This is a genomic window from Limnohabitans sp., from assembly GCF_046052825.1.
In the GTDB taxonomy this organism is placed as follows: domain Bacteria; phylum Pseudomonadota; class Gammaproteobacteria; order Burkholderiales; family Burkholderiaceae_C; genus Limnohabitans.
The window spans coordinates 1-14242 of the sequence record NZ_JAVLFP010000069.1 but is presented as its reverse complement, the minus strand read 5'-3'; the positions used below and the strand labels follow the sequence as shown (position 1 = coordinate 14242).

Here is a 14242-nt window from a genome sequence, read left to right as displayed (position 1 = left end):
CGGCACCTGCGGGTGCCGTTTGTTTTGGGTCAAGTCACTATGATCAAGCTCTATCTCCTTTAGGAACAGACATGTCCAACTCATACACCCAAACCCTGGTGCGCTTTGCACTGCGCACCCTCATCGGCTTGGTGTTGACCGTGGTGGTACTGGCTGGGCTGTATTTGCTGTTCACCTACCACTTCACCTACTCGCGGGGCGAGAGCGTGGGCTATGTGCAAAAACTCTCGTACAAGGGATGGGTCTGTAAAACATGGGAGGGCGAGCAAGTGCGCGCCCTGGCCACCATGCCGGCCATTCCAGAAAAGTTTGCCTTCACCGTGCGTGACAACGCAGTGGCGGACCAAATCAACCGCCACATTGGGCAAAAGGTGGTCATGGAGTACGAACAGCACAAAGGCTTGCCCGAGTGCATGGGTGAAACCCAATACTTTGTGGTGGCGGTGCGCCCAGCGCCCGGTGAGTGACAGCTGTCTCTAGCGCCAACCTGGATCAGGATCTGGGCGCGATGGGGTAGACCAGTTGCTGCAAGTGACGCACGCCCTTGTTGACCTGCACCCACCATTTGGAAAACGAGTCGCAGGGCTTGTCCAGATCGCGAAACAACCTCGGCGCTGTGCGCTGGTGCCAAGGGACCGATGGCATCTCTGGCAGACGCAAGTGCGCCACGGTGTGCACCGCTTGCGCCTGTGCCAACGCAGCTTCAAGCGTTGACACGCTGCCCCACCAGCGGTGCGGGGTGAGAGCCGCCATGCGCTCGCCCACAAACTGCCAGCGTCGCGCGTCCCACGGGTGCGCCTGTGTTTGCTCAGCGCACAAGGCCGCCACCACCACCACATCGGGCGGCAGATCGGTGGGCACATCGGCCAGCGCCCAAGGGTGAACCCACCACACCTGGCGCCCTGCCACCACGTCGGCCTGTGGCGCTGAAAAGCCCAGGGCTTCAGGCGGCGCATCCAAAAGGGCCGGCTCGTCTTCGCCTGCCTCGTTGCGGGCTCTGGCCTGTGTGACGGTGGCCAGGTTGTGGGCCAAGATCTCCAGCGTTTCGTACGTGGTGTCCAACAACGTGCCACGGCTGTGCCACGGCGCGGGGGCGAATTTTTCGACGTTGTCGGCATTGAACAAATACGGCTTGCTGCTGCCCGTGCCCGCAACCCACTGCCAGCTGAGGTAGTTGCTGGCGATGTCGCCGTCGAGCAAGTGGCCGTACATCCAGTCGGCGCCGACCCGCCAATGCACCTTGCGCAAATGCACCAAGTAACTGGCCAGCCACATGCGGGCGTGGTTGTGCAAATAACCGCTGGCGTAGAGGGTTGACACCGCTTGGTCGATCACAGGCACCTGGGTGCAGGCATAACGCACATCGTCGGGCAGCAGCTGGGAATAGGCCGACTCAGGCAGCACCCCTTCGTGCAAGGAAGCGGCCATGCCCGGCTCGCCGAGGTGCTGGTGCACGTGCTGGTAGTACTCGCGCCAGCCCAACTCCATCATGAACTTGTGCTGCACGCCCAAACGGTGGCGGTGGTACATGGTGCTGGCCACATCCAGCACACTCAAAAATCCATGCGTCAAATATGGCGACAAACGGCTCACCGCGCCATTCAAATCATTGCGCGAATAGGCGTAGTGTTTGGGCTCGACCAAGTTCAGCCGCTCAAGCGCTGCTTGGGGTGTTGGAGGAAATTCGTGCATCACAGAGGGTGAATTGTGCCCGCTCTGCCTCGGTACACTTTGACCATGCCTTCTCTGCCCGTTGTCCCTGTTGACCCCCGCACCTGCCCCTTTTGTGGCGATCCCAATGGGTGTGCGACGGGAACTGCGCCGACCCCAGGTACACCCCATGTCTGATCGCGGCTCACTGGCCGAACTGCAAAGCCGTTACGGCACACGACACCGCTGGTTGTTGCTGGCCACGGTGATGATCGGCTCGATGGCGGCCATCATTTCGTCGACCATCATGAACGTGGGCATTCCCGACATGAGTCGGCAATTTGCCATTGGCCAAGAGCAAGCCCAATGGGTGAGTTCAGGCTTCATGGTGGCCATGACCGTGTCGATGCTCACCACCCCTTGGTTGTTGGTGCGCTTTGGTTACCGGCGCACCTACACCGGGTGCATGTTGTTGCTGGCTGGCGCAGGCGTTGCGGGTGGCTTGTCGACCGACTACAACTGGGTGCTGGTGGCGCGCGTGGCCGAAGGCTTGGCGGCAGGGGTGGTGCAGCCCATCCCCGCCATCATCATCTTGCGGGCCTTTGACACCTCAGAACAAGGACGGGCCAACAGTTGGTTTGGCATGGGCGTGGTGTTGGCCCCCGCCATTGGCCCCAGCATTGGCGGCTTGTTGGTCGACATGTTTGGCTGGCGATCGCTGTTCTTCATGGTGGTGCCGTTCTGCGCGGCTTCTTTGTGGCTGTCGCACCGCTACGTGCCCACCAGCGCCCCTGGTGGCGTGAGCGCCAACCACGGCAAGCCCACTCTGGATGTGGGTGGCTTGGCGCTGGCCACCGTGGGCACTTTGTGCCTGCTCAACGGGCTGGTGTTGCTGCACCGGGCTCAGTACAGCCTATCGGCCGTGTTGCTCATGTCCACCCTGGGCTGCTTGGTTGGCTTCATTGCCTGGCAACGTTGGCAAATGGCCCGCGACGGTCTGCCCTTGATGAACTTGTCGCTGTTCGCCCATCGCCCGTTCGCCATGGGCACGGTGGTGGCCTTCATCTATGGCATTGCCTTGTTTGGGTCCACTTATTTGATTCCGGTTTATCTGCAATTGGGCCTGGGCCTGTCGGCCAGCCACGTCGGCACCTTGCTGCTGCCTGCGGGTTTGGTGTTGGCGTTGACCATTGCCATCGTGGGCCGCTACTCCAGCACCCATCCCACGCATTTGTTGGTGAGCTTTGGCTTGGCGATGCTCGCGCTGTCGTTTGCGCTGATGTTGATCGTCAATTTACAAACCGGTTTGTGGGTTTTGGTGCTGTTGACCTTGCTGGGCCGCATTGGCCTGGGCTTTGTGCTGCCCTCACTCAACATTGGTGCGATGCGCAGCCTGGACACACAACTGATTCCTCAAGGTGCGAGCACCATCAACTTTGTGCGCATGCTCGGCGGTGCTGCCGGCGTGAGCTTGTGCGGCATCTTGCTGGAGTGGCGTTTGGCCGCACATGGCGACACATTGACCAACACCCAGCTCTCGCTGAATCGACTGGCAGCGTTTGACGAGGTGTTTTTGATCTTGGCTGCGGTGTGTTCCTTGGCCATGTGGGCCGCCTGGAAAATTCGAGACGTCCGTCACCCAGCTCTGGCAGAAGAAAAGTAAATCACCATGTGCCAACTCCTAGGCCTCAATTGCAAAAACCCCACCGACGCGACCTTCAGCTTCACTGGGTTTGCACAGCGTGCGGGGGTGACCGACCACCACGCCGACGGGTGGGGGATTGCGTTTTTTGAAGGGTCAGAGCAAGACCGGGGCTTGCGCCACTTCATCGACCACTTGCCGGCCAGCATATCGCCCGTGGCCGAGCTGATTCGCCGCTACCCGATCAAAAGCCGCAACGTGATTTCGCACATTCGCAAAGCCACGCAAGGCAAGGTGGCGCTGGAAAACTGCCACCCGTTTGTGCGCGAACTCTGGGGCCGCTACTGGGTGTTTGCGCACAACGGCAATTTAGAAAACTATGCACCGCGTTTGCATGGCAACTTCAAACCTGTGGGCCAAACCGACAGCGAGCAAGCGTTTTGCTGGCTGATGCAAGAGCTGGCCAAGTCGCACGCCAGTGTGCCCTCGGTGGCAGAGCTCACACTCACACTGCGCGAGTTGGTTCCTCGCATTGCCAAGCATGGCACCTTCAACTTCTTACTGTCCAACGGGCAAGCGCTGTGGGCCCATGCTTCCACCCACTTGTGCTACATCGAGCGACGCCATCCCTTTGCCACCGCCACCTTGAGCGACCAAGACATGAGCATCAACTTTGCAGAGCATGCCTCACCCGATGACCGCGTGGCTGTGGTGGTCACAGCACCACTGACCACCAACGAAACCTGGACGCCGTTTGCACCCGGTGAGTTGAAGGTATTTGTGGATGGAGAGGTTGTTTTGGGGTGAGGCTAGGTGGTTTGGCATGACACACCATCACGTGGCTTCAAGCTGCCAGTAACTCTTCGCGCAAAAGATAGGGCTTGACCAATACGTCCGCCGGCAAATTAAGCTGATCGACCAAACGACGAATCATTTCGAGCGTCAATGGGCGCGTCCTGTTCAAGATATCGGCAACACGGCCACGAGGCCCAATCATGGGTTCAAGGTCTTTACGACTCAAGCCGCGACTTTCCATGACGTGCTCAATGAGCTCAATGGGGTCTGGGTCAGCCATCGGGACATGCGTTTTCTCGTAATGCGCCACCACCAGGGTGAGCACATCCAGACGCTCGGCCTCAGCAGATTTGGCGGGTGCAGACCAAAGCCGCTCGATTTCATCCAGTGCAGCTTTGTATTCTTTTTTGTTGTGAATTGTGCGGATTTCCATCGGTTTCTCCTTTAGACGTTGAGCACATCAATCTTGTCGTACTGCGCATGTGTGCCAACAAACTTCACAAACATCAACCCTTTGTCATAGCGCACAAGCACGACCAATCGGTAGTCATTGCCCTTGATGTTGAACACCACGCGGTTGTTGGCAGTAAAGCTTGCATTCCTGTAAGCCTCCTTGATGTCAACGGGTGATTTCCATTGAGCCCTACTCGCCAGCGCGTACCAAGCCCTGAGAGGTGTTTGTGCGTCAGGATGCTTTGCCCAAAATGCACGAAGAGTAGATATCGCTATGACTCGCATGTTTCATGATGATACCAAATTGGTATCGACTTAGAAAAGGCAATGTCGTCTCACACAGATAACAAGGTGTCATCTGGAGAAATAAAAGAGACGGCAGATCTGCTGGGCAAACGCATCGTATTGATCGATGGACATCTTCTCACTAGGCTGATGATCCGTTTCGACATAGGTTGCAGGGCTGAAGAGGTGATCCACATCAAAAAGCCAGATGAAGACTTTTTTGACGAATGAGTCGACTCAAGGGCAAGAGTCTCCGCAACGCATCACCCAGAATTCAACGCCCCCAAGCCCCACTCAGCGCCGCACCGCTGCCTCCAGCGCGTCGATAAATAAAGCCGCCACGTTGCAGCCGGTTTGGTCAAAGATTTCTTGAAAGCACGTCGGGCTGGTGACGTTCACCTCGGTCAGGCAGTCACCAATCACATCCAAGCCCACCAGCAACAAACCACGTGCTGCCAGCACAGGGCCCAGGGCCTCGGCTATTTCGCGGTCGCGCGGCGAAATGGCTTGCGCCACGCCTTTGCCACCTGCGGCCAAGTTGCCGCGCACTTCACCGCCCTGGGGAATGCGTGCCAAGCAATATGGCACCACGTGGCCACCGATCACCAACACGCGTTTGTCGCCCTGCGCAATGGCCGGTAAAAACTTTTGCACCATCACGGTTTGGGCACCGTCGCGGTTGAGGGTTTCAACGATGGCGCCAAGGTTCAAACCATCGGCTTTGACACGGAAAATGCCCATGCCGCCCATGCCGTCGAGCGGCTTCAAGATGATGTCTTGGTGCTGGGCATGAAAGTTTTTGATGGCTTGTGCATCGCGCGTCACCAGCGTGGGGCTGATGAATTGCGCAAACTCCAAAATGGCGAGCTTCTCGGGATGGTCGCGCAAAGCGGCGGGCTTGTTGAACACCTGGGCGCCCTCGCGCTCGGCTTGCTCTAACAAGTGGGTGGCGTAAAAGTATTCGCTGTCGAACGGTGGGTCTTTGCGCATGATCACCGCGTCTACGCTGTGCAAGGCCAGGTGCTCGTCGACACCTTGCACCTCAAACCATGCGTCGGCCTCACCCGTGAGGCGAATGCGCTGAGCCCGCGTGGTGACCTTGTGTCCGCTTTGCCACACGATGTCGTGTGGCTCGCAGGCCAACACGTGGTGGCCACGTTGTTGTGCTTCGCGCATCATGGCAAAGGTGGTGTCTTTGTAGATTTTGAAAGACGCCAGGGGGTCTGCCACGAAGAGGATGTGCATGGTTTAAATCTCGATCTTGCTGCCCAACTCGACCACCGAGTTGCTGGGCAGGTTCAAGAAGTCGGCGGCAGAACTGGCGTTAAGGTGCATTTGCGCGAACAGTTTTTCGCGCCACTGCGACATGCCTGAACCGATGGTTGGCACGATGCTGTCGCGCGACAAGAAGTAGCTGGTGGTCATGGGACTGACGTCGCAGCCCATGCCGCGCAGCTGGGCCAAGGCGCCGGGTACGTCGGGGTTGTCTTTGAAACCATAGTGAATGACCACCTGCCAGCAGTCGTGGCCCAGAGGACTGACCACCAAGCGCTCGGCATCAGAGACCCAAGGCACTTCATGGTTTTGCACATTCACAAACAGGTTTTGCGCGTGCAGCACTTTGTTGTGCTTGAGGTTGTGCAGCATGGCATTGGGCACCGAGCCTTTGCCAGAGGTCAGGAACACAGCCGTGCCATCCACGCGGGTGGGGGGTGACACGAACACGGCTTCTAAGAAGCTGGACAAGTCCAAGGCTTCCTCTTTGCGCTTTTCATTCAAGATGTCCCGACCATCACGCCAAGTGAGCATGAGCATCAGGATGACGGCGCCAATGAAAAGCGGGAACCAGCCGCCCTCAAACAACTTGAGCAGATTGGAAGCCCAGAAGGCAAGGTCCACCACAAAGAAAAAGCCCGTGGCCACCAGGCACAACCACAAGGGGTATTTCCAGCTGTAACGAATCACAAAGAACGTCAGCACGGTCGTGATGAGCATGTCGGTGCACACCGCAATGCCATAGGCGGCGGCCAGGTTGCTGGACGACTTGAACATCATCACCGCCAAGACGATGGTGACAAACAAGCCCCAGTTCACGAGGGGGATGTAAATTTGACCGGTGTCTTTGACGCTGGTGTGCAGCACTTGCAAACGTGGCAAAAACCCAAGTTGCACCACCTGCTTGGTGACGCTGAAGGCACCCGAAATCAGGGCTTGAGAGGCAATCACCGTGGCTGCGGTGGCCAAGGCCACCAGGGGCACCAGCAGCCAATCGGGCGCCATCAGAAAGAAGGGGTTAGACACCGCATCAGGGTTGCTGAGCAACAAAGCGCCTTGGCCAAAGTAGTTCAGCGTCAACGCGGGCATGACCACCGTGAACCAAGCCACTCGAATTGGCTTTTTGCCAAAGTGCCCCATGTCGGCATACAAAGCTTCGCCGCCTGTGACGCACAAGACCACGGCGCCCAAAATCAAGAAAGTGATTTCGGGTTCATTGAAGATGAAGCTCAGCGCGTAAAACGGACTGATGGCCCACAAAATTTCTGGGTGGGCCGCGATGTGATACACCCCCAAAGCGGAGATGGCCATGAACCACACCACGGTGATCGGGCCAAAGAACTTGCCAATGCCGCCCGTGCCACGCTTTTGAACGGCAAACAAACAGAACAAGATGATGAGGGTGAGTGGGATCACATATTTCTTGAAGGCGGGGGACACCACCTCCAAACCTTCCACCGCAGACAGCACCGAAATGGCCGGGGTGATGACACCGTCACCATAGAACAAGCAGGTGCCAAAAATGCCCACCAACAGCATCTTGCTGCGCAGTTTGGGTTTGTCTTTGACCGACATGGAGGCCAGGGCCAACATGGCCACCAAGCCACCTTCGCCGTTGTTGTCCGCCCGCAGCACCAAGGCCACGTACTTCACCGAAACGATGGTGGTCAGGGTCCAAAAGAAAATCGACAAAATGCCGTAAACGTTGTCAGGGGTGAACTCCACATGGCCGGAGCCAAACACCTCTTTCATGGCGTACAGCACACTGGTGCCGATGTCGCCATACACAACGCCAATGGCGCCCAGCGTCAAAGCAGCCAGAGAAGACTTGGCGTGTTGTTCCATCTCGTGAACCTCAGTCGTAATTTTCAGCTTCAGGGTCGGTCGCTTCGAGTTCGTAACTCGCAGCCAGCATGGCCAAGCGGCCAATCACCCCATACATGTAGAAACGGTTGGGCGTGCTCGCACCAGGCTTGACACCGGGCTGCGGCGTGTGCGCGCTCTGCTCAAAAGCCAAGGGCACAAAACTGGCGCCAGGGGCATTCAAGTTCTCGTCAATGCCACGGTCGGCATGCACGCGGTAGAAGCCGCCCACCACATAGCGGTCCATCATGTAGACCACGGGCTCGGCCACCGCGTCGTTCAAGCGCTCATAGGTGAGCACGCCCTCTTGGATGATCACTTGGTTGACCGCCTGTCCGTCTTTGACCACGCTCATTTTGTTGCGCGTTCTGCGGTTCAAGGCGTCCAGGTCTTTGACATCGCGCACCGTCATGATGCCCATGCCATAGGTGCCGTTGTCGGCTTTGACGATGACGAATGGTTTTTCTTGGATGCCGTACTCTTTGTATTTGCGCTTGATCTTGGTGAGCAAGGCGTCCACATTGGTTTGCAAGCACTCCATGCCCGTGCCTTCGGCAAAGTCGACTTCGCCGCACTGGTTGAACATGGGGTTGATCAACCATGGGTCGATGCCCAACAGTTTGCCAAAGCGTTTGGCCACTTCTTCGTAGCACTCAAAGTGTTTGCTCTTGCGGCGCACGCTCCAGCCCGCGTGCAAAGGCGGCAACAAATACTGCTCGTGCAAGTCTTCCAAGATGCCGGGAATGCCCGCGCTCAAGTCGTTGTTGAGCAAGATGGTGCAAGGGTCAAAGTCTTTGAGGCCCAAGCGGCGTTTGCTGCGAATCACGGGCTCAAGGGTGACATGGTCCCCGTTGGGCAAGTCGATGGTGGTGGTTTCTTTGATCTCAGGATTGATCGACCCAATGCGCACATTCAAACCAGCCATGTGAAAGATGCGCTGCAGTTGCGCGACGTTCGACAGGTAGAAGGTGTTGCGGGTGTGGTTCTCAGGGATGACCAGCAGGTTGCGGGCTTCGGGGCAGATTTTTTCAATCGCGGCCATCGCCGCTTGCACCGCCAAGGGCAGCATCTCGGGGGTGAGGTTGTTCCAGCCGCCGGGGTAAAGGTTGGTGTCGACCGGCGCGAGCTTGAAGCCCGCATTGCGAATGTCCACCGAGCTGTAAAACGGGGGCGTGTGCTCCATCCATTCCAAGCGAAACCAGCGCTCAATGGCGGGCATGGAGTCGAGGATGCGTTGCTCGAGTTCGTTGATGGGGCCGGTCAAGGCCGTGATAAGGTGGGGAACCATGGTGTCCTTCTAGTGGAGGGCAATTCTAGGACCTTGCATCAAGCTTCAAAGCGTCAAGCCTGGCCCTGTCACTGAACTGTCTCAATGGCGGATTTCGCCCTGGCCCAAGACCACGTACTTCAGGGAAGTCAGTCCTTCGATCCCCACGGGACCGCGGGCGTGGAATTTGTCAGTGGAAATGCCTATTTCAGCACCCAAACCATATTCAAAACCATCGGCAAACCGGGTGCTGGCGTTGACCATGACGCTGGACGAATCGACCTCGCGCAGGAAACGCTGGGCATGCATGTGGTCGCGGGTGAGGATGGCCTCGGTGTGGTGGCTGCCGTAGTGGTTGATGTGCTCAATCGCCGCATCCAACCCGTCGACCACCTTGATGCTGACGATGGGTCCAAGGTATTCCTCAAACCAATCTTGCTCGGTGGCGTCTTTCAACTGCGCGCCCTGAACACTGGCCAACAAGGCACGGGCTTCGGGGCAGCAGCGCATTTCGACGCCTTTGTCGGCAAACACCCGCCCAATGCGCGGCAGAAAAGCAGCCGCCACACCACGCGCCACCAACACACTTTCGCTGGCATTGCAGGGGCTGTATTTTTGGGTCTTGGCGTTGTCTGTCACCGTCACGGCCATGTCCATGTCGCAGGGGTCGTCCACGTAGGTGTGGCAGTTGCCATCCAAGTGTTTGATGACGGGCACTTTGGCGTCGCGGCTGATGCGCTCGATCAAGCCCTTGCCGCCGCGCGGAATGATGACGTCGACAAACTCGGGCATGGCAATCAAATGGCCCACGGCTTCGCGGTCGGTGGTGGACACCAGCTGCACCGCGTGGGCAGGCAAGCCAGCCGCCACCAAGGCTTGTTGCACCAGCAAGGCCAGGGCTTTGTTGGATTCAATGGCTTCTGAGCCGCCACGCAAGATGCAGGCATTGCCGCTCTTGATGGCCAAAGACGCCGCCTCGATGGTGACGTTAGGACGGCTCTCGAAAATCATGCCGAACACGCCAATGGGCACACGCATTTGACCCACGCGAATGCCGCTGGGTTGTTGTTTCATGCCCATGATTTCGCCAATCACATCGGGCATGCTGGCGAGTTGCTCGCACCCCTGTGCGCAGGTCTCCAACACCTTGGGGCTGAGTTTGAGGCGATCCACCATGGGGGCCTCCAGGCCTGCCGCAGTGGCTCGGGCGATGTCTTTGGCGTTGTCGATTTGCAAGGCGTCGACGTTGGCGCGCAACAAGGCGGCCAAGTTGCGCAGCGCTTGGCTTTTGAGCGCAGCCGAGGCTTTGGCCATGTGGGCGGCAGCGGTTTTGGCCTGTGCGCCCAAGAGCTGCATGTGCTCGGCAAGGGTGTGTGGTGTCATGGCGGTATTTTCCTTCAAGCGGGCCGCGTCATGCAGGCGCGGCACAAGCGCATGGCCAAGCGGTCCAGGGCCTGCCAGTTGTCGGCGGGCCAGTCGGGCACTTTGAGGCCTTTGACAATGCCGTCGACCTGATGGGCCGACTGCAACAACTTGTCCAGCATGCCCACGCTCAAGCGCGGCAAGACACGCTCGAACAGTCGCTCGCGAGGCCCCCAAATGCGTTGCTCACGCAACACCATGGGCAAGGCCTTGCCAGCAGCCACAGCGTCTTTCACACGCTTCAAGGCACGTATTTCTTCGGCCAGGGTGTAGTGCACCAGCACCTCGGCCTCGCCCTCGGCTTTGAGCCCGTCCAACATGCGCTGCACGCGCAAGGGCTGGCCACTGAGCACGGCCTCGGAGAGTTTGAAGACGTCGTAACGCGCCACATTGAGCACGGCACGCTCGACCTGCTCCAAACTGAGCTCACCGGCGGGATAGAGCAAGGCCAATTTTTGAATCTCTTGGTGTGCCGCCAACAAATTGCCTTCCACCCGGTCGGCAAAAAACTGCAAGGTGTGTTGCCCGGCCTCTCCTTCGGCCACGCGTTGTTGCTGCGCAGCCAAGCGTTGGGCAATCCAGGTCGGCAACGCCTGTCGCTCGACGGGGTCGATCTGCACGCTGATGCCGTTGTTCTCGAGTGCGGCAAACCATGCAGTGCTCTTGGTCTGTTTGTCCAAGCGCGGCAACAACACCAGGGTCAAGGTGCTGTCATTGCCCACCGCCATGTCTGCGATCTGCTGCAACGCCACACTGCCTTCTTTGCCTGGCTTGCCCGAGGGAATGCGAATTTCAATGATTTGTTTGTCGGCAAACAAGCTCATGGCGCCCCCGGCGGCCAGCACTTCGCCCCAATCAAAATGGGCACCGGCCACGGTGAACACGCTGCGCTCGGTGAAGCCCTGACTGCGCGCGATGCGTCGGATGCTGTCCGCGGCCTCTTGCTGTAACAAGGGCTCGTCACCGTGCAAGGTGTAGAGGCTGCGCAGGCCTTTGCTGGCTGGCCCCTGCAAGTGTTGCGCAAGTTGGTTGGCCGCAATCTGCATGGCGGCTCTCAGAGTTGGCGCAAGGTGGCCAAGCGACGTTGGATTTGTTGCACCAAGTCGTTTTCCATGTCGCGGTAGAGCAAGCCTTCTTCCGACTCTTTGAACAAAGCGCCGGTTTCGTTGAAGTTGATGTCGCGGTTGAGCTGGATTTCAGCTTCGGGAATCAACTCTTTGCCTTCTAAGGTGCGCACCCGAAAGCGATACCGCAAGCGCAGTTGGTATTCACGGATCGCGCCCGACGAGGTGCGGCCCACCACCACTTTTTCTCGGAACTCAGCCAACTGATCAAAGATGATTTGCGCGCGCTCAATTTGTCTGGCGTCGCTGATGACCTCCACCTGCCCGGTCGAAGTCAAGCTGCGATGCAGCTTGATGCCCAGCGGCGAATTGACGGGCACCGTGCTGAAAACCGTGCGAAATGCATAGTTGGGCGGTTGGCGCAGCTCAAAGCCACAGCCGGCCAGCATCACGGCGGCTCCAACAGCCAAGCCAAGTGCAAAACGACGGCGTGTGTGCATGGCTGACCTTTAAACCACCACGTTGACCAAACGGCCAGGCACCACGATGACCTTCTTAGGCGCAGCCCCGTTGGCTTGCTTGATGAAAGCTTCGGTGGCCAGGGCCGCTTGCTCAATCTCTTCTTTGGACGCGGTGGCGCTGACACGCACCGCACCACGCAGCTTGCCGTTGATTTGCAACATCAGTTCAATCTCGTCACGCAACAAGGCCGACTCGTCCACCTCGGGCCAAGCGGTGTCGAGCAAGTCGCCCAAGCGTTTGGCATAGCCCAGTTGCGTCCAAAGGTTGGCGCTGATGTGCGGGCAAGCGGGGTAGAGCAAGCGCAGCAGCACCGACATACCTTCGCACAACACGAGGGCGTCGGCTGGGCTGCCATCGGACTTGAAATCCTCCAGTGCGTTGAGCAACTTCATGCAGCCCGACACCACGGTGTTGTATTGCATGCGCTCGTAGTCGTAGCTGACTTGTTTGAGCACCAAGTGCAGGTCGCGACGCAGGTCTTTGGCTTCGGTGCGAAGCGCTGCGGAATGGGCATCGGCCACCCCAGCCGCTTGCAGCGTGGCCTCGTGCTTGACCGCAAAGTTCCATACCCGGCGCAAGAAGCGGTAGCTGCCCTCCACGGCCGCGTCGTTCCACTCCAGAGTCGCCTCGGGTGGCGCGGTGAACATGGTGTACAGACGCGCGGTGTCTGCACCGTATTTCTCAATCAGGTCTTGCGGGTCCACGCCGTTGTTCTTGGACTTGGACATGGTGCCCACGCCCTCGTAGTCGATGGGTGTGCCCACGGGCAATTTGCCATCGCTGCTGTCGGCCTCGTTCTTAAGCTTGGCGCCTACCACCTTGCCTGCGTCATCGAGCACATGCTCCACATCGTGCGGCCAGAAGTAATCTTTGCCGCCTTTGGCGGTGCGCCGCGAGTAAATGTGGTTGAGCACCATGCCTTGTGTGAGCAGCTTGGTGAACGGTTCGTCCACGGTGACGAGCCCCATGTCGCGCATGACCTTGGTCCAAAAACGCGCGTAGAGCAGGTGCAGGATGGCGTGCTCAATGCCGCCAATGTACTGATCCATGCCGCTGCCGCCGGTGGCTTTGTCAGCGTCGCGCATCCAGTAGCTTGTGCCCTCAGCCACCATGTGGTCGGCATTGGTCGGGTCGCAATAGCGCATGAAGTACCAAGACGAATCCACAAAGGTGTCCATGGTGTCGGTCTCGCGGCGCGCGGGCTTGCCGCACACGGGGCAAGTCACCCCAGCGTGAAAGCCTTCGTGTGTGTGCAAGGGGTTGCCCGAGCCGTCGGGTATGCAGTCTTGCGGCAGCACCACCGGCAGGTCTTTTTCGGGCACCGGCACCGCGCCGTGTTCGTCACAGTGGATGATGGGTATCGGGGTGCCCCAGTAACGCTGGCGGCTCACGCCCCAGTCGCGCAAACGCCAAGTGGTTTTTTTCTCACCCAGGCCCTTGGCTGCCAACAACTCGGCCACTTTGGTCACAGCGTCTTTGAACCGCAGTCCATCGAGTGCCCCAGAATTGACGCACACACCCGCTTTGGTGGCATACCACTCTTGCCAGGCTTTTGTATCGAACACCAAGGAAGCGGCATCGGCGGTTGCGGCCGCGTCAAGGCCCACCACTTGTTGGATGGGCAGGTCGTATTTCAAAGCAAATGCAAAGTCACGCTCATCGTGCGCAGGCACACCCATCACGGCGCCATCGCCATACGACATGAGCACATAGTTGCCGACCCACACTTCGACTTGCGCCCCGGTCAAGGGGTGCGTAACGAACAAGCCCGTGGCCATCCCCTTTTTTTCTTGGGTGGCCAGTTCAGCTTCGGTGGTACCACCGGTTTTGCATTCTTCAAGGAATGCGGCCAAGGCCGGGTGAGATGCCGCCGCGTGCAAAGCGAGTGGGTGTTCGGCCGCCACCGCGCAGAAGGTCACGCCCATGAGGGTGTCGGCACGCGTGGTGAACACGTACATGCGGCCCTGTCTCTTATACACATCTGACGCTGCCGACGAAGCTAGA

Annotated in this window: 14 protein-coding genes; 4 read left to right on the top strand and 10 right to left on the bottom strand. The window is 58.6% G+C overall.

The genetic code is table 11. The features are described 5' to 3' along the window. The first annotated feature begins 71 nt into the window (after positions 1–71). Positions 72–467 carry a hypothetical protein gene (locus ACKWJN_RS11950; protein ID WP_408597196.1) on the top strand — a complete coding sequence of 132 codons (396 nt, stop codon included), beginning with the start codon at positions 72–74 and terminating at the stop codon, positions 465–467. A 25-nt stretch (positions 468–492) separates the two neighbouring features. On the opposite strand, the gene ACKWJN_RS11945 is transcribed toward ACKWJN_RS11950, so the two are convergent. Continuing rightward, positions 493–1692: an FAD-binding domain-containing protein gene (locus ACKWJN_RS11945; RefSeq protein ID WP_408597194.1), complete on the bottom strand. Its 1200-nt coding sequence runs from the start codon at positions 1690–1692 to the stop codon at positions 493–495. A gap of 148 nt (positions 1693–1840) precedes the next feature. Here ACKWJN_RS11945 and ACKWJN_RS11940 point away from each other — a divergent pair, with 148 nt between their 5' ends. Beyond that, entirely contained in the window at positions 1841–3313 is a 1473-nt protein-coding gene (locus ACKWJN_RS11940; protein ID WP_408597192.1) for an MFS transporter, read from the top strand. Between the two features lie 6 nt (positions 3314–3319). Continuing rightward, the gene (locus tag ACKWJN_RS11935) at positions 3320–4099 is read left to right on the top strand and encodes a class II glutamine amidotransferase (RefSeq protein WP_408597190.1); all 780 of its coding nucleotides are present in this window, start codon (positions 3320–3322) and stop codon (positions 4097–4099) included. A gap of 37 nt (positions 4100–4136) precedes the next feature. On the opposite strand, the gene ACKWJN_RS11930 is transcribed toward ACKWJN_RS11935, so the two are convergent. Both ACKWJN_RS11930 and ACKWJN_RS11925 read right to left on the bottom strand, forming a co-directional pair. Further along, positions 4137–4520 (bottom strand): type II toxin-antitoxin system HigA family antitoxin, encoded by a 384-nt coding sequence (locus ACKWJN_RS11930; RefSeq protein WP_408597188.1) that lies wholly within the window; start codon positions 4518–4520, stop codon positions 4137–4139. An 11-nt stretch (positions 4521–4531) separates the two neighbouring features. Then, entirely contained in the window at positions 4532–4825 is a 294-nt protein-coding gene (locus ACKWJN_RS11925; protein ID WP_408597187.1) for a type II toxin-antitoxin system HigB family toxin, read from the bottom strand. A 42-nt stretch (positions 4826–4867) separates the two neighbouring features. Here ACKWJN_RS11925 and ACKWJN_RS11920 point away from each other — a divergent pair, with 42 nt between their 5' ends. After that, on the top strand, positions 4868–5056 hold the full coding sequence (locus tag ACKWJN_RS11920) for a hypothetical protein (protein WP_408597185.1): 189 nt from the start codon (positions 4868–4870) through the stop codon (positions 5054–5056). 63 nt (positions 5057–5119) lie between these two features. Here the strand turns inward: ACKWJN_RS11920 and gshB are convergent, their stop codons facing one another. The 7 genes from gshB to leuS form a co-directional block, all read right to left on the bottom strand. Continuing rightward, positions 5120–6070 carry a glutathione synthase gene (gene gshB / locus ACKWJN_RS11915; protein WP_408597183.1) on the bottom strand — a complete coding sequence of 317 codons (951 nt, stop codon included), beginning with the start codon at positions 6068–6070 and terminating at the stop codon, positions 5120–5122. Between the two features lie 3 nt (positions 6071–6073). After that, complete coding sequence (locus ACKWJN_RS11910; RefSeq protein ID WP_408597182.1) at positions 6074–7945, bottom strand: potassium transporter Kup; 1872 nt, start codon at positions 7943–7945, stop codon at positions 6074–6076. A 10-nt stretch (positions 7946–7955) separates the two neighbouring features. Beyond that, positions 7956–9251, bottom strand: coding sequence for a glutamate--cysteine ligase (gshA, locus tag ACKWJN_RS11905; protein WP_408597181.1), 1296 nt, complete (start codon positions 9249–9251; stop codon positions 7956–7958). Between the two features lie 81 nt (positions 9252–9332). Next, entirely contained in the window at positions 9333–10613 is a 1281-nt protein-coding gene (locus ACKWJN_RS11900) for a glutamate-5-semialdehyde dehydrogenase (RefSeq protein ID WP_408597179.1), read from the bottom strand. Between the two features lie 14 nt (positions 10614–10627). Beyond that, positions 10628–11698 carry a DNA polymerase III subunit delta gene (gene holA, locus ACKWJN_RS11895; RefSeq protein WP_408597178.1) on the bottom strand — a complete coding sequence of 357 codons (1071 nt, stop codon included), beginning with the start codon at positions 11696–11698 and terminating at the stop codon, positions 10628–10630. An 8-nt stretch (positions 11699–11706) separates the two neighbouring features. Then, positions 11707–12216: an LPS assembly lipoprotein LptE gene (lptE, locus tag ACKWJN_RS11890; protein ID WP_408597176.1), complete on the bottom strand. Its 510-nt coding sequence runs from the start codon at positions 12214–12216 to the stop codon at positions 11707–11709. A 9-nt stretch (positions 12217–12225) separates the two neighbouring features. Beyond that, the coding region (gene leuS, locus ACKWJN_RS11885; RefSeq protein WP_408597175.1) for a leucine--tRNA ligase at positions 12226–14242 on the bottom strand (2017 nt) is incomplete at its 5' end.